Annotated in this window: 17 protein-coding genes; 2 read left to right on the forward strand and 15 right to left on the reverse strand. The window is 36.1% G+C overall.

Annotation, left to right across the window (positions count from 1 at the left end; translation table 11 throughout):
* Window positions 1–4 precede the first annotated feature (4 nt).
* Genes EO122_RS02895 through EO122_RS02910 form a run of 4 tightly spaced genes read right to left on the reverse strand, consistent with a single transcriptional unit; the run spans window position 5 to window position 5,123 of the window.
* Complete coding sequence (locus EO122_RS02895) at window positions 5–1,426, reverse strand: VanW family protein (protein ID WP_127009294.1); 1,422 nt, start codon at window positions 1,424–1,426, stop codon at window positions 5–7.
* A 7-nt stretch (window positions 1,427–1,433) separates the two neighbouring features.
* Window positions 1,434–2,402, reverse strand: coding sequence for a DNA polymerase III subunit delta (gene holA / locus EO122_RS02900; protein ID WP_127009295.1), 969 nt, complete (start codon window positions 2,400–2,402; stop codon window positions 1,434–1,436).
* Between the two features lie 10 nt (window positions 2,403–2,412).
* Window positions 2,413–4,626 (reverse strand): ComEC/Rec2 family competence protein, encoded by a 2,214-nt coding sequence (locus EO122_RS02905; protein WP_127009296.1) that lies wholly within the window; start codon window positions 4,624–4,626, stop codon window positions 2,413–2,415.
* Window positions 4,623–5,123 carry a helix-hairpin-helix domain-containing protein gene (locus EO122_RS02910; RefSeq protein WP_164725938.1) on the reverse strand — a complete coding sequence of 167 codons (501 nt, stop codon included), beginning with the start codon at window positions 5,121–5,123 and terminating at the stop codon, window positions 4,623–4,625. The genes EO122_RS02905 and EO122_RS02910 overlap by 4 nt, the downstream gene beginning before the upstream one ends.
* A gap of 178 nt (window positions 5,124–5,301) precedes the next feature.
* Between EO122_RS02910 and EO122_RS02915 the strand changes: the two genes are divergently transcribed.
* On the forward strand, window positions 5,302–6,528 hold the full coding sequence (locus EO122_RS02915; RefSeq protein ID WP_127009298.1) for an aminopeptidase: 1,227 nt from the start codon (window positions 5,302–5,304) through the stop codon (window positions 6,526–6,528).
* Between the two features lie 231 nt (window positions 6,529–6,759).
* On the opposite strand, the gene EO122_RS02920 is transcribed toward EO122_RS02915, so the two are convergent.
* Window positions 6,760–7,431, reverse strand: coding sequence for an HAD hydrolase-like protein (locus tag EO122_RS02920; protein ID WP_127009299.1), 672 nt, complete (start codon window positions 7,429–7,431; stop codon window positions 6,760–6,762).
* 272 nt (window positions 7,432–7,703) lie between these two features.
* On the opposite strand from EO122_RS02920, the gene EO122_RS02925 reads away from it, so the two are divergent.
* Complete coding sequence (locus tag EO122_RS02925) at window positions 7,704–7,928, forward strand: (2Fe-2S)-binding protein (protein WP_127009300.1); 225 nt, start codon at window positions 7,704–7,706, stop codon at window positions 7,926–7,928.
* Window positions 7,929–8,038: 110 nt separating this feature from the next.
* Here the strand turns inward: EO122_RS02925 and sufU are convergent, their stop codons facing one another.
* The 10 genes from sufU to EO122_RS08210 form a co-directional block, all read right to left on the reverse strand.
* On the reverse strand, window positions 8,039–8,464 hold the full coding sequence (gene sufU / locus EO122_RS02930; protein WP_126938369.1) for a Fe-S cluster assembly sulfur transfer protein SufU: 426 nt from the start codon (window positions 8,462–8,464) through the stop codon (window positions 8,039–8,041).
* Window positions 8,465–8,477: 13 nt separating this feature from the next.
* The gene (locus EO122_RS02935) at window positions 8,478–9,707 is read right to left on the reverse strand and encodes an aminotransferase class V-fold PLP-dependent enzyme (protein ID WP_127009301.1); all 1,230 of its coding nucleotides are present in this window, start codon (window positions 9,705–9,707) and stop codon (window positions 8,478–8,480) included.
* 14 nt (window positions 9,708–9,721) lie between these two features.
* A complete protein-coding gene (locus EO122_RS02940; protein ID WP_127009302.1) occupies window positions 9,722–10,771 on the reverse strand; it encodes a SufD family Fe-S cluster assembly protein in 1,050 nt (349 codons plus the stop codon).
* Between the two features lie 9 nt (window positions 10,772–10,780).
* Window positions 10,781–12,190, reverse strand: a complete 1,410-nt coding sequence (sufB, locus tag EO122_RS02945; RefSeq protein WP_127009303.1) for a Fe-S cluster assembly protein SufB — start codon at window positions 12,188–12,190, stop codon at window positions 10,781–10,783.
* A gap of 9 nt (window positions 12,191–12,199) precedes the next feature.
* The gene (gene sufC, locus EO122_RS02950; protein WP_127009304.1) at window positions 12,200–12,943 is read right to left on the reverse strand and encodes a Fe-S cluster assembly ATPase SufC; all 744 of its coding nucleotides are present in this window, start codon (window positions 12,941–12,943) and stop codon (window positions 12,200–12,202) included.
* A 539-nt stretch (window positions 12,944–13,482) separates the two neighbouring features.
* Window positions 13,483–14,736, reverse strand: coding sequence for a diaminopimelate decarboxylase (locus EO122_RS02955; RefSeq protein WP_127009305.1), 1,254 nt, complete (start codon window positions 14,734–14,736; stop codon window positions 13,483–13,485).
* A gap of 258 nt (window positions 14,737–14,994) precedes the next feature.
* Entirely contained in the window at window positions 14,995–15,138 is a 144-nt protein-coding gene (locus EO122_RS08205; protein WP_164725939.1) for a hypothetical protein, read from the reverse strand.
* A gap of 174 nt (window positions 15,139–15,312) precedes the next feature.
* The gene (locus tag EO122_RS02960; protein ID WP_127009306.1) at window positions 15,313–15,546 is read right to left on the reverse strand and encodes a hypothetical protein; all 234 of its coding nucleotides are present in this window, start codon (window positions 15,544–15,546) and stop codon (window positions 15,313–15,315) included.
* A 159-nt stretch (window positions 15,547–15,705) separates the two neighbouring features.
* On the reverse strand, window positions 15,706–16,128 hold the full coding sequence (locus EO122_RS02965; protein ID WP_127009307.1) for a DoxX family protein: 423 nt from the start codon (window positions 16,126–16,128) through the stop codon (window positions 15,706–15,708).
* A 35-nt stretch (window positions 16,129–16,163) separates the two neighbouring features.
* Window positions 16,164–16,833, reverse strand: a 670-nt coding sequence (locus tag EO122_RS08210; RefSeq protein WP_371413175.1) for a hypothetical protein, incomplete at its 5' end; no start/stop codon positions are given.

Genomic DNA, 16,833 nt, shown 5'->3' on the forward strand with positions numbered 1-16,833 from the left:
TGCTTTATCGCTTATTGTTTTCGCTCTTTTTAGGCTGCTCTTTTCCCTTTGTTTGAGACCCCTCTTGTTTCTGATCTTCTTTCGCCTCTTTCACATCTTTTTGCTTAGGTTTACCAGCTTTCACCACAACAGATTCTACTGGTTCATAGTAAGAGTTAAATGTATACGTAGCTGTACGACCATCACCATAGGTAATTGTTCTAGTCGTATCTACAGAGATTCCTGCATGTCCTGCTGATTCCACAACATCTTCTGTGGCATTAGGATCTACGCGTTCTATCACTTGATTTGGAACTGTACGTTCATTACTTTTCGTAATAGACACAGACTGCGGAACATCCTCTTTAGCTCCTAATATTGAAATTTTCACATATCCATTACCTTCTTCGGTAATCACATAAATAGGATGTGAGTATGGGTTTTTAAATTTAAAGTCAATATACCCCCATGCTACTGTCGCATCAAGGCCTACTGGGATATAGGATACTGGAGCAAAATGTGTATCTCTTTCTACAATATCCATACCTGCCAATAAAGCACTATTGAACAAAGTAGAACTGATTTGACAAATACCTCCACCAATACCAGGCACTAGACGTCCTCCAACAAACACAGGCGCATCATCATAGCCAGCTTCTGCAGTTCTCTCACCTACGACTTCATTAAAGGAGAATACACCACCTGCTGGTATATACGTTTGATGAATTTTTTGTCCTGCTAAGTGAATATTATGAGCACGATTGGTATTGGAACTATCAAAGTGAGTCGTATATGTCCCTAATACATTGGTAATACTCTCTAAATCTTTATCTTGAATTGTAGGCTGTGCAGCTTCGTTGATAACAAGATCCAATGTTTCTACATTTCCTTCTTGTAACTGTTCTTGCAATCGTTTAATAGTAGCTGGAATATCTAATTTACGTCCTACTTTTGCAGAATGATGGACAATTTTATCACCCTCTAAAGTAATTGTCGCATTTGATCCTGTTTCACCCATAGATTTTGCATATTCTAACAGGTAATTTTCAACCGTAGGTCCATCCATTTTATATCGTATAGGCAAGTTTTTTGCACCCACTATGGCTTGCATCCGATGCCATACATACTCACTTATATTAGATTCATAGCCATGATCAATACTATCAGTCAAGGTCCCTACTATATCTACGGTAATCCCCAACTCACGCAAACTCATAGTTTTCTTTGCGCCATTTGAATCTACAATTGTGATGGATTTAGTGTTAGCTTCCGATTCAACTTGTTTAATATATTGTTCTACATCTTCACGGGATTGATTAGATATAGAATGCCCATTGAGCTGTAACCCATAAATAATTTGACCTGTAGGCCATAAAATTCCTGCTGCAGATGCGCCCCCTAATAGAGCAAATGCGGCTACGATTGCTGCTATTTTTTGCTTTCTCATAAATCTCCTAACTTGCACAATAGGCTAAACATACGTCTTGAAATTGACTCATATCAAACATACCTTGTCGACTCCCTAAAGTAATTCGGTATAGTTCACGAAGTAACTTGGCCACGGCTGGAATCTGAATATCTTTCCTAGCTTCGTATGCCAGTTTAATCGGGTACGGATTCACTTGCATCCCCTTTTCCTTAAATAGCTTTTGAATTTCTGGCAGTGATAATCCGTAAAATGCACATTCGCTTACCATCAATTGCAAATGCATTTGATTATGAACATAAGCCATCGCCATATCAACAGATTTGTTCTTTAACATAGATGGAAATAAATCTAGTAAAGTACGTGCATCTTTTTTGATAAGAGCTTCCTTGAATCGAAAAATATTTTTGTCTCCAAAATCTGTTAAATGCTCTTCTAAGAATTCTCTAGTGATACTTTTATGCGTACCCAACAGTAAAAACAAACGGTCGAAATCAGTTCGTAAAAATCCTAAGGGAACATCTTTCCAAAGATCTACAGCTTCACGTAAGTAAGACATTCCTTGAGTATCAAGTTTTTTACCATGTTCTTTACAATAGGTTTGAATCCACTGAAAGAGAGCCTCTCCTTCTAGCTTTTCAAACTTATAGGATTCTACAGCTTGTAAAAATGCTTTATTCCCTTGCAATCGACCATCGATGGACTCAGGATACACAATAAGTATAGGATCTGTACCATCATATTGTATGAGAAACTCTCGTAATTGTTGCCATCCAGAGTTCGCCTTTTTCTTTGACTTATCAAATATAGGTACATGAGTTAGTAAAAATACTCTTGGCTCTCCAAACAAAGAAACTTCTTGCACATGTCCCATAATATAATTAGTACCTTGTTCCTCACGTAAAGTAAACAAGGTCCGATCTGTATAGGTACTTAAGAGATTCTGCTTTTTTTCTTCCAATAATTGTGGCTCATCTCCGTAGAGTAATGTAACCATCTTTCACCTCTTATAGTGTAAACATATTATCCTCGTCACTACCTACAATATATACCCCTTCTTCCACATCAAACCGACTGTGCAATGTATTCCAAACTACAAATTGTTTGGCCCCTTTTTGCTGATATTCTAGTAAACGTTCTGTAGAAGTCAGTCCATATATTGTATTCGCTTCACTCTTTGTATTATACACTATCTCAGTACTTTTTTCCTCTTCTTTTCTTGGATTTAGATGAAATATACGATTACCTTTTACTATGATTTCATAACCATCTTTTTTATGTGCAGATACAACTAACCAGTTAGATTGTATTCCTTCTTTTGTTTGTTCCTTCACATAGTAAGCACGCAATGTATCTATATGTACACTTCCCTTTTGATAGGCATCAACGAATAGACTATTCCACTGTTGAAATCCATTATGATGTAATACATTTATACATTGTTTCATATCACGTTGCGATATATCTCCATTCTTAGCATCTATATATAAATACGCCTCTCTATGAAGACCTGTTTTATACACCATGCAAGCTGGTCCTGAATGCAATGCGATAGGAACTATATGAATTGTTGTCATCGTGTAGGATATAATGAGCGGAACTAATCCCAATACTAAAAAACTAGCACTAGCCATTCGATTCCACCTCAGATGTATCGGTTCTTTCAGTGCCAGTAGCCAATATACATAGGCTAATCCCACATACCATAGTAAAACCAACCAAATTGGCATCGGCGGGGACCATAGTACACCTAAATCACGTATAGCCACTAGAAGAGCTACACTAGCTTTCAGAATAAAACCTAGAACCCACCAGCCCCAAGTACATACAACAATAGAATTAAGTATAGACAAGAGAAGCCCTATAATAATTACCATATCGAGTAATGGACCTACTATCAGATTTGATAGAATACTTAAGAAACTCACATTGTAGAAATAATATAGTTCCACAGGAAAAATCAATACCTGTGCGGATATGCATAAGGCGATTGCTTTTGATATGGTATTAGCTGGAAAGATTCGATATACATAAGGGTATAAGCCAATAATTCCTAAGGTGGATCCAAAGGATAAAATAAAACTAATATCTACAGCATACAAAGGTTTCCACAATAGTAAACATACCCCAGAAAGTACTAACCCTTGTATTGCTCTATATGTTCCTCCATGTAGAGCTACATATCCAGCCAATATACCCATCATAGCTGCTCGTAATACAGGTGGACTCCACCCGACAATTGTACAATACAAAAGTATCATACTAGTGGTGACTAAAAACTCTGTTCTCTTAGATTTACAAAACGGTTTTACAATGAATGAAATTATTAAAAATAAAAGTGCAATATGTGATCCTGATACAGATAAAATATGTATGAGGCCTGTTTCACTAAATAACTTGACTGTTGCTTCTGGTAATGCGGCATACTGTCCACCTAAGACTAGAGATGCTCCCAAAGTGGCAATAGATGGATCTAAGTGTTCTTCAAATTGTTTAGCAATCCAATGATGTATATCATCCATTGCATTCCATATACCAAAGATACTATCTTTGGTATGGCTCCATAGTGTGGGCGTTATTCTATATGAACCTACAATTTGACCATCATAAAGTGTTCCTACTAATGAATCGTTAATATGCCGCGTTTTCATAGATATGGCACCACTCTGTTCATAGTAAGTGAAACCTTTAACAACACCTTCTATCCGATATCGTTCGCCTATATGGATAGAAGGTCTTCCCCGCACATAAACACGTATATTGCCACTTGCTGGTAATGTTTCAGAGTTATTTTCTTTGTCTATGGCGAGACCTTCTACAGTACCATCCATAACTGTCATCAGGCCATCTGCAGTCATTGTCTCCTGGGGAGATCCGGTTACTTGTATATGATAGATTCCCTGTGTTCCATAGTAAAAGGGCCGCTCTTCATGATAGGAGTTAATCACCGTATCTGCACGCATATATCCTACAGCCAGCGACACTGTGATAACCAGTGACATTCCCATCAAATAGGCAATCTTAGTCCGAATTGGTTCAGTTCTCTGTTCATAATATGACTTGCTCATTTGGAATACAATGCCCAAAATACTGACTATACAAACCCATTGTGCCAAGTAAGAAGTATATTCATAATGATAAAGAGCTATGGAGATGCCTAATATCATCCCCATTACACTACCACTCCCTATATCAATTGGTTTTGGTATCCACCGTCTCATAATCGTACTTTCTCCACAATCTTTTTATACAAAGCAGGACCTATCCCTTTTACATGTTTCAAATCTTCTAGTTGTTTGAATGGTCCATGTTCATTTCGATAGTCCACTATTTTTTTCGCCATCTTAGGCCCTATTCCAGATATCTTTTGTAATTCTGCTTCTGAACTATCATTAATTGAAATATTCTGTCTTCTCAACAATTCTTCTGGATTGCCGCGGAAGTTAAAATCTACATGAATATGTGTACTTTCATCAATAGTATCTTCCATATGCAAACGATTGACATCGGCATACGGCAATAATCCTTTACTCGCTTCTATGGCTGCTTTTACTGTGACTGGTGATGTTAATTCATACAAACCAGGCTCTTCCACAGCCCCTGTAACATAGACTAAGACTTTTCCCTTCTCACTAGATGTATCCTGATTCTCTTTGTTACTATGTTCTTTACTAGTTTCCTCATGGGTTGTTGTAATTGATTCTGCATCGCCTTTCATCGATGTATCTGCTATAATAGAATAGTACCCACATACACAAACTAGGAATATAACTACAATTAGTATATTCCGTTTTCGACTTGATAGTTTCATAGTATCACGACCTTTCTTAGTTAGATTTCGTGATACAGCGGTAGTATCCTTTAAAATTTACTACCAGTATATATTTGGAGGTTATATGAAAGAAAATTTACATCAATATGCACGTTTATTGCTTCAAGAAGGGGTTAATTTACAACAAGATCAATTATTAGTTATCAATGGGGATGTCGAAAATAAAGACTTCGTATATATTGTGGTAGAAGAAGCTTATGCACTAGGTGCAAAAGATGTACATATCAATTGGCGCAGTACTATCACTGCAAAATCACGTTTAACCAACGCTAAGGATACTGTATTAGCTAATCCTGCTCCTTGGATCGCCGATATGTACCATCATATAGTAGATTCTAATGCTTGCATTTTATCTTTAATTAGTGCAAATCCATTTGCTTACGAAGGAGTTCCTTCTGAGAAAATTGCCTTATCTTCTCGCAGCATGAGTAAATTAACTAAATTTTACCATGAAGCAATCATGGATTCTAGTCTTACTTGGTGTGTTGCCTCTGTGGCTACCCTTACTTGGGCTAACCTATTAGGCTATGAAGGTGATGATAATGAAAAAGTAAATCGTCTATGGAATACAATCTTTACATTATGTCGTATGAAGAATGTATCCGAAGATGAATCTTTCTCCATACATTTAAACCGTTTAGCACAGCGTACAGCTACATTAAATGATCTGCAGTTAGTATCCCTACATTATACATGTCCAAATGGTACTGATTTGACAATTGCCCTTCCCGAAGGTCACCTTTGGTTAGGTGGTAAAGAAGCCTCTAAAAAAGGGATTATCTTTGATGCTAACATCCCTACAGAAGAAGTATTTACAGCGCCTCATTACGCAGGTGCTAATGGAACTGTATATTCTACAAAACCACTCATTTATGATGGAAATCAAGTCGAGGAGTTTTATTTTACATTTAAAGATGGAAAAGTTGTAGATTATGGTGCCAAAGAAGGTAAAGAGTATTTAACTAATTTAATTGAAACAGATGAAAACTCTTGCTACCTTGGTGAAGTAGCACTTGTGGATCACTATTCTCCAATAAGCCAATCCAATATGATTTTCTTCGAGACCCTTTATGATGAAAATGCTTCGTGTCATTTAGCATTAGGTGCTGCGTATCCTACTTGCCTTGAAAATAGTGATGGTATGAGCCAAGAAGAATTGCGTAATCATGGTTTAAATACATCCCTTGCCCATACAGATTTTATGATTGGTCATGAACATATGACGATAATAGGATTGACAAAAGATGGTAAAGAAGTCCCTATCATGATTGATGGACGTTTACAAGTATAGGTGTATTCCAAAAGAGGAAGGTTGAATTTGTTTCAACCTTCCTCTTTATTCTTTTCAGAATTGCTCTTCAGTATATATGTACGTATAAAATTTTCTACTCTACTTACAGATAATATATCGAACGTACTTTCTTTTATTTGGAATTTAGCACAAAAGAAAATATGTTCGATGTATGGTATCACAAAAATAAATACAAAACTATGAATATATAGGCTTACTCATAAATGTGATTTATAATAATGTATCTACAGCGATATTCACTATTAAATCTGATGGGTTCTCACAAATATAATCAGCTCCTGCCGACTCTAATTCTTCTACACTTCCATATCCATAGGAAACTCCCATAGCTACACAGTTGTGAAGTTTAGCTGCTTCCATATCATACTTTCTATCTCCCACCATATACCAACGAGATATTTTATATTTCTGTGCCGTAATCGCATTCATATCTTGTAAAGCTTCACGTAAGATATCTTCCTTATGAATCAATCCAATGTCTCGATTTGCTCCTCGGATCACTTCAAAGTATGGGTCTAAATTAAAATGTTTAATAATATCTTTTGCTTGCTCCTCTGGTTTTGCCGTAGCAATACCAACATAAGCGCCTGTTTTTCTCAATGCTTGTAAAGCAGCCTCAATTTGAGGGTACACAGCATTTTCATATTTTCCAGTAGCATCATAGCGTTCTTTAAAATATCCATAGGCTTGTTCAATTTGTTCTTCTGTCATATGGCAGTGATCTCGGAAAGAATCTGTTAATGGTGGTCCAATAAATAATTGCAATGTTTTTTCATCGGGAATAGGTTGCTCCATTTTTTCTAGAGCATACCGAATAGACTTAAGGATACCTTCACGAGAATCTGTTAAGGTTCCATCTAAATCAAAAATTACACAAATCATAATAACTCCTATATGTTATCTATCATAATACTATATGTGTATCTATAGTTGTAGTATCACTTCCACTGTTCGGTTCGCCTCGTATGATATCACCCAATAATATCTACCAATCTAGACAATGCCTACTGCTAAATATATCTACATTGCCCCCTATCAGACTACGATATGGTAATATCGCTACTGTCTTTCATATGCACGATGAAAGTTCTTTACAATACTCGTATTGCAGAGTATACTATATATAGAAAAGTTTCTATATATAGGAGGACAGTATGGAAGATAATCAAATTCCTACGGCCATTTTAGATAAATTAACAAAAGTTTGTACTTGCCGTAGTATTACAAAAAAAGCAATTAAAGAAGCAATCTTAGATGGCTGCGATACATTCCCTAAAGTTAGAGAGCGCACTAGTGCTGGTACCGGCGCATGCGGTGGCAAAGGTTGTGGACCTCGAGTGGTGAAACTTTTAAAAGAGCACCAGGAAGGGCAATGGTAATCAATCAACATACAAATGATAGGATAGGCGATACACATCGCCTATCTTTTTTATTAGATACACAAAAAAGGCTGCTCAAGAATGTAGGTCATTCTGTAGCAGCCTTCCTTTTATTTCTTCAATGCTTCACGCAATGTATGCCAAGCAAGCACTGCACATTTAACACGGGCAGGCATGTTAGAAATATTTTGTAAAGCTATTGCATCTTCTAAGGCTTCTAATTCTTCTTCATCTGTCACTTCTTTTTTAATCATTCCTAAGAAAAGATCCACTAATTGGAACGCTTCCTCTAAAGATTTACCAGTAATGACATCAATCATCATAGATGCCGATGCTTGGCTAATAGCACAGCCAGAACCTGTATATGCAGCATCTTTTACAATGCCATCTACCACATTCACTTGCAATGTTAAATCATCACCACAGCTTGGGTTATGACCATGCTCACTAGCGGTAAATACATCTAATAAACGTTTATTACGTTTATCTTGGTTGTGCTCCAAAATCAGTTCTGTATACACTTGATCCATTTCCATGGCATTGTTCTCCTTACTCTGACAAGCCCATGGTTGGTCGAACTGTTTTCAGGGCTTCTAAAAATTGATCTAAATCTTCTTTTTTAGTATATATGTACATACTAATACGGTTGGATGCTGGTACACCATAGTATGCACCTAATGGCTGTGCACAATGATGTCCAGAACGTAAGCATACCCCATGACTATCCATGATGGTTGCCACATCATGTGGATGTACGTCATCCACAGTGAAAGCGATAACGCCATGCTTTTCTTCTGGATTGGCACTGCCCAGCAAATGAATATGAGGCATAGCCGCTAGTTTAGGTAATACATACCGCACCAATTCTTGTTCATATTCATGGATCGCATCCATACCAAATTGTTCCAAATACTCAATAGCAGCTTTCAATGTAATAGCACCATGTGCATTCGGTGTACCTGCTTCGAATTTATAAGGTACTTCATTGAATGTGGTAGTTTGTTCTTTCACATATTCAATCATGTCCCCACCAAATAAGAATGGATCCATGTCTTCTAGTAAGTGATATTTTCCGTACACAACGCCAGTGCCTTGAGAAGCACACATTTTATGCCCTGAGAAAACGAAGAAATCACAATCTAAAGCTTGTACATCAATAGCTTGATGAGGAGCCGATTGCGCTCCGTCTAGAATAGCAATGGCACCAACAGCATGAGCACGTTCCACTAGCTCTTTTACAGGAAACTCCATCCCTAACACATTACTTACATGGGCAAAGGATACAATTTTAGTAGATGCATCAATTTTATCCATTTCACCATCTTTGATGTGACCAGTTTCGTCTAGGTACATATATTCCAATGTTGCACCTGTCATACGGCATACAAACTGCCAAGTCACAAGGTTCGCATGATGCTCTGCCACAGTAATGACGATTTTATCGCCTGCCTTAATATGTTTCAAAGCGTAAGAATGAGCAATTAAGTTCAAGCTTTCTGTCGTGTTTCGAGTGAAGATAATTTCTTCACGTTTACGAGCATTAATGAATCGTTGCACCACATCACGAGTACCTTCATAGGCCTCGGATGCTTCCATAGCCAACACATGGGCCCCACGATGAGGATTCCCATTGTGATTTGCCATATGCGTTTCTAATGCTTTCATCACTGGAACTGGAATTTGCGTAGTGGCACCACTATCCAAGTATGCAATGCGTTTACCACGGTGGGTTCTTGTTAAAATTGGAAAATCTTTATATGCCTCTGCTATTGGTTTCATACTATCCCTCTCAATTATATTTTTTGTCGTAGTACTGCTAAGGCAGCTTCTTCCATTTCTTCATGGCCAATACGATCAATCAATGGTCGTAACATAGATTCTACGATGATGTGTTTTGCTTCCTCTTCGTTGAAACCACGGCTCATTAAATAGAATAATTTCGCTTGATCTAATTGACCAGCACTGGATGCGTGATTACCAGATACATTATCTTCTTTACATAATAACAATGGTAAAGAGATGGATTTAACTTGAGGTGTTAATAACAAACATGTATCTTCCTCTGCACCTTCAGATGCGATACTACCACGCAAGAAATCTAAGGTTCCACGGAATGATTTCTTGGAAGAGCCATTCAATGCACCTAAATTATTAATATTACTAATTGTTTTTCTACCGATATGTTTCATTAACATAGCGATATCAAATACTTGTGTATCATTGCCACAGTATCCCAAATCATGTTCTACTTCAGCGTAGTCTCCTACTAAATCTTCTTGGTAATTCAAGAAGTTTTCAGATCCACCCAACTCGATGTTGATGAACTCTACATGACCAGATTCTTCTACTCGTGTATAACGATGTTCAAATTGTTGCACTTTACCAGTTAACAGCTGCACTTTTTTGAATACTACAGAGGCCCCTGTGTGGGATACGATTTCTGAAAGTAATCCTACATGACCATCCGTAGCTTCACCTTTCAAGCAAAGCGTTAATTCTAAGGAAGAGTCTTTTTCAGCTTCGATTTGTAAGCGTGTTCTTTCACTGACAGCGCCTTGCACATCAAGGATAATCGTCAATGCTTCCTTTGCACCAGCTGGCACTTGAATGTGATAGCCATGTGTAAAGTGATGAGATGCATCGCGCAACGCGCCAGCATGAACACCTTCATAAGAGGACTCTAACAATTCTTTATTTGTAATGTCTGTTACAATGTGCTTGGATCCTTCTACTGTTACCGTTGCACGTTCTGTACCAGCCCATACATTGCCTTCTGTATGATTTACCTTTAACCAACGGAAAGTCGGTCTAGGCAATTCATTAAAATGTAATGTCTTGCTCATCTTAACCTCCTAACCGATAGAACCTTCAAGTTCTAAGGTAATTAAATTATTCATTTCAACAGCGTATTCCAATGGTAATTCTTTAGAAATTGGTTCTACGAAACCACGCACAAGCATAGCTCTCGCTTCTTCTTCACTAATACCACGAGTCATCAAGTAGAAAATAGCCTCATCGGAAATGCGACCGATTTTTGCTTCATGTCCTAAATCGACATTATCATTTTCAATAGTAATAGATGGAATGGTATCGGATTGAGATTCTTGGTCCAACATCAAAGATTCACAAGATACGGTTGCTTTGGAATGGTCTGCATTTTTACCAATGTTTAATACACCACGGTAAATCGCTGTACCACCGCTCTTAGAAATAGATTTAGAGTTAACATTACTTGTTGTATGTGGTGCCGCATGAATTACTTTCGCTCCTGTATCTAGGTATTGACCTTCACCAGCAAATGTAACGCCTGTAAATTCACAGTGCGCCCCTTCACCAGCCAAGATACTCATAGGATACAAGCAAGATACAGCGGAGCCAAAGGAACCGGATACCCACTCGATAGTACCATTTTTACCAACTCGGCTACGTTTTGTATTCAAGTTGTACATATTTTTAGACCAGTTTTCGATAGTAGAATAACGCAAAGTAGCATTATCTTTTACGAACAACTCAACGCAACCAGCATGTAAGTTAGCTACATTATATTTTGGAGCGGAACAACCTTCAATGAAGTGTGCTTTTGCGCCTTCTTCTACGATAATTAACGTATGCTCGAACTGACCTGCTCCTGGTGCATTCAAACGGAAGTAAGACTGCAATGGAATATCTACAGTTACTCCTTTTGGCACATATACGAAGGAACCGCCAGACCACACTGCACCATGTAAAGCTGCAAATTTATGATCTGTAGGTGGCACTAATGTCATGAAATATTGTTTTACAATATCCTCATGTTCATGTAATGCTGTTTGCATATCTGTGTACACAACGCCTTGACGAATCAAGTCTTCTTGAATACTATGATATACAACTTCAGAGTCATATTGAGCTCCTACGCCAGCCAAAGAAGTTTTTTCAGCTTCTTGGATACCAAGACGGTCAAATGTCTCTTTAATGTCATCTGGAACTTCATTCCAGTCTTCTTTCATATCAATTTTAGGTTTTACATAAGTAACGATATCGGCCATATTTAAAGCACTAATATCAGGCACCCAATTAGGAACATCTAATTTATTGTAAATTTCAAGAGATTTTAAACGGAAATCTAACATCCATTGTGGCTCATTTTTGTTAGCCCACATTTCACGAATGATATCTTCTGTTAAACCAGCTTCTGATTTATAGGAGAATTCAAATTCATTACGAATGTCATAGACGCCGCGATCCATCTCCTCAATATGAGTTTTCTTTCTCGCTTCCATGAGATCCTCCTATACTAAATTTTTATATGCGTCATAGCCTTTTTCTTCGATTTCACGAACGAGTTCAGGGCCACCAGTTTTTACAATACGACCATCGATTAGGATATGTACGAAGTTTGGCTGTAATTTTTGAAGAATTTGATTGTGGTGAGTGATGATCAACACCGCATTCTCTTCATTATGAAAACGGTTTACACCTTCAGATACGATACGAACAGCATCTACGTCAAGACCGGAATCAGTTTCATCAAGGATAGCCAATTTAGGATTTAAAATAGACATTTGAAGAATTTCATTTTTCTTTCTTTCACCACCGGAGAAACCTTCGTTCACATAACGGTTAGCGTAAGAAGTATCGAAGGATAACTCTTCCATTTTAGCTTTTAATTCTTTTTTGAAAGCCAAGGCACGTACGTTTTCACCAGTAATTGTGTTTTTAGCTGTACGGATGAAGTTTTCTACTGTAATACCAGGTACAGAAATTGGATGTTGGAAGGACATGAAAATGCCTTTTTTTGCACGATCGTTTACAGCTTCTTCAGTGATATTCTCGCCATCAAATACGATAGAACCTTCTGTTACTTCATAAGCAGGGTTGCCCATGATTACATTGGCCAATGTAGACTTACCTGCACCATTCGTGCCCATTACTACATGGATCTCACCTTTATTAATTGTTAAATTGATGCCTTTTAAGATTTCTTTCTCTTCAATAGAGGCACGTACATTGTCTACGCGAAGTAATTCTGCCACGTATGTCACTCCTTATCAAATTAAGATATTATATAAAAAAGAAGACTAGTTAGGTCTTAGACTGTGTCGAATGCCGTAAAAAAACGGATTCCACCAAAGTGTAATCCGCTGTCATATTCATAGTATGAGAACGCCACTTTGGCCTACATCTAAAATAGTAAATATACTATCTGTATTATACCGTGTATAGACTGGAACCGCAAGCTAATTTCTACTATTTAACTATGATTTTGATGATATATAAACATATCATCTATTCATTTATAGCAATATTGAAATTTAATTTCTCTACCAAGAGACTCAACAATATTTATTATACTGAATTTTCTCAATATTGTAAATGCTATTCCCTTTAATTTTTAGGGATATAACTATAATTTATTCAAATATTTTAATAAAAAATAGTATACATAGACCTACTCCTCATCAACGGCGACTACAATAGTAGTTGCCCCCAATTCGACGTACACTATGTATACTATTTACATTCATGAACCGTATACGAAATTCACTCTACACATAATATATAAATATATCTATTATAACTTAGAGAAATCTAACGTAGCAAAATAATCATCAAGCGTTTCTGCACGGCGAATTTCTGTAACGCTACCATCTTCATGTAATAGCAATTCAGCAGAACGCAATTTGCCATTGTAATTGAAGCCCATTGCATGACCATGTGCACCTGCATCATGAATCACAATGCGGTCGCCCATATCGATTTTTGGCAATTGACGATCAATGGCAAACTTATCATTATTTTCACATAAAGACCCAGTTACATCATAGGTCATTGTAGCAGGTTCATTTTCTTTACCCATCACAGTAATATGATGATAAGATCCATATAAAGCTGGACGCATCAAGTTAGACATACATGCATCTAAGCCAATGTAATGTTTATAAATATCTTTTTTATGAATCGCCGTAGCTACTAAATAACCATAAGGTCCTGTTACCATACGGCCACATTCATAGGCTAATTGAATAGGACTGTGACCTGCACCTAGAATCAAACGATCATACGCTTCTTTAACACCTGCACTTAGCACTTTGTAATCTACTGGTGTTTGCTCTGGTTTATAGGCAACACCAATACCACCGCCAAGGTCGATGAATGATACTTCAACACCTGTTTGTTCTTTTACCCGTAATGCTAGGTTAAACATTAACTCTGCCGTACCTACTAATCCATCAATATCTAATTCATTAGATACTACCATAGTATGTAAACCAAAGTTAGTGATACCTTTTCCTTTTAAGTATGTAATAGCCTCAATAATTTGAGCCTCTGTCATCCCATATTTGGCTTCTTCTGGAAGACCGATAATTGTGTTACCGCCCTCTTTTAAAGAACCTGGATTGTAACGGAAGCAGAAGCGATCAGGTAACGCACCATGCTGTTCCAAGTAAGCAATGTGCGTAATATCATCTAAATTGATAATAGCACCTAACTCCATTGCTTTTTTATATTCTTCGTATGGCGTATCATTAGAGGAAAACATAATATCATCTCCAGTGATACCTACCTTCTCACTCAAAATTAATTCTGCCATAGATGAGCAATCAGCACCAATGCCAATTTCTTTCATCATTTTCATAATGTAAGGATTTGGTGTTGCCTTCACAGCAAAATATTGTTTAAATCCAGGAGCCCAGCTGAAAGCATCTAAAAATGCGCGCATATTATCCATAATACCCTTCGCATCATAAATGTGGAATGGCGTTGGATATTGAGCAATAATCGTTTCTAATTGTTCTTTTGTAAATGGTGTTGTTTTTGCGTTCATTATAACTCCTAAATCTATTTGTAATGCGCTATGCAACAGACTCTTTCTGTAACATAGCAATATGTCAAACAATAGGCATTCTTCATGTATTATCTCAATAAGAAGCGACACATTTTCGCCTAAACCTTAACGAAATATACCATTATCTGCGAAAGAAATACATACTACTATGCCATCAATCCAAAGATAATCTATGAATACCGTATCGTATTGTAACATAAATTCTATAGAATTGTAAAGATTCTATAGAATTTAACATTAAAACTCATTTATAAAATATTCAGCTGGTTTAAATTGTATACTTTTCTTCATTTCATTCCAAGTTAGTTGATACATATATCCATCCTTATTTAAAAATTTAGGCTCTAGTGTTAACACAAAATCTACACCTTCATCCCTCATAGATTTATATCCATTAGCGATATTAAAAATTGTACGTTCATAAGGACTATAATAATTATTTGAATCTAATACATTTTGCCAACTAGAAGAGTCGGAATTATAAAAATATATAAAAGATCTTGTTGGTAAATTTTTATCTTCATATGTGTAACGAGCATTTATTAAATATAACGTTCAACTAATACTCTTATCTTTAACTACGTTTATAGTAAAATCATCCTCAAGCATTTTAGTTGGCACTTCAATGCTAGCACCATTCCTTACCAACTCAATACTCCAGTCTTTTTTCTTTACATATACATTATCTGAGTATAAAGATATTCTAGATGTTTCATCTAACAATCGATGGTTAATTCGTATACGATAAACATCTTCAAAATAAGCGTATGTATTTAAAAATAAGCTCATGAAATAACAACATATCAATATACCTATTACTTTTTTCATATATTTTATACCCTTAAAAAATTACTATATCTCTTTATATATTCTAAAACAAACTCATAAAGACTATCTTAACAATTATCTAATATTCCTTTTAGCTTTTACAAAAATCGGATAGTTAGATCAACGAACGCCAAATAGAGCTGCATCTACGCTATAGCGTCCACCGCCCATAAAGAAAATTGCTAAGGCCGCAAATCCCATTTGAGATGGATAATCCCATGAGAAAAATCCTGCATCCAAATGCAAAATAGTAGCAGTAAATAAAACACCAGCCAACAGCAAAGATCCCAATCGTGTGAATAAACCAAGAGCTACTAAAATACCACCCAAAAGTTCACTAAAAGCAGCAAATGTTCCTAATACTTCATAAGCATCACTTACTCCTAATGGGGCTAACATAGCTCCAACCTTATAAAGGCCTTGTGAGCCACTTAGAAACTTTAAATATCCATGATATGCCATAGAAATACCAAGAGCTAATCGTAACACCAACATACCAAAATTAACATACGTAGGTTTACTACGCAATAAAAAATGAATCATATTTAAATCCTTTCATCTATGACTAAATATCTATCTTAAATACCAATATACTCATTATATTTAATTTCATGCATTGAGATTGTATCCTTCAATGAATTAATTTTTTCAATATCAATAAACTGATCCCATTTTATCCTGTATTCATTTTTAATCCAATCCTCATTGAACAATTTAATTTCAGAACCTCCGTTACATAGTATATCATTAGTTAATCTAACCATATTTTCATTCGATTGACTTATATACTCATTGCGAAATCGACTCTCTTCATTAAGGACCTTTATTACTAATCTCTGTAACCAAATTTCTAAATGTGTATTAAAAGATTGCTCTGATATTTTTTTTAAAACTACGTTTATTATTTTAAATTTACTTTCATCTATTGAATAAGATTCATCGCTCGTTCCAAAAATAAAGCTAAATGACTCTCTATTTATTACATCCTTATCCTTATTATTATCAATTTTATTAAATAAGCGAGCAAGTAGTTTTATACCTATATCAATAACTTTTGGATTATTCTCTATAATTTTAAAAACTATCGATATAAGTACATCAATTTCGGTTCCTAATTTTTTAAAATCATTATATTCTAATTTTATAATTCTTTTTTCAAACTCCTTTAGAGCCTTAATTAGTTGTCCACTATTGGGAAACTTATCTGCGAATAACTTAATTATAATCAAGTGTTTCTGTATTGAAGTC

Origin of the sequence: Veillonella sp. CHU110 (assembly GCF_003992255.1) — a bacterium.
Lineage (GTDB): Bacteria > Bacillota > Negativicutes > Veillonellales > Veillonellaceae > F0422.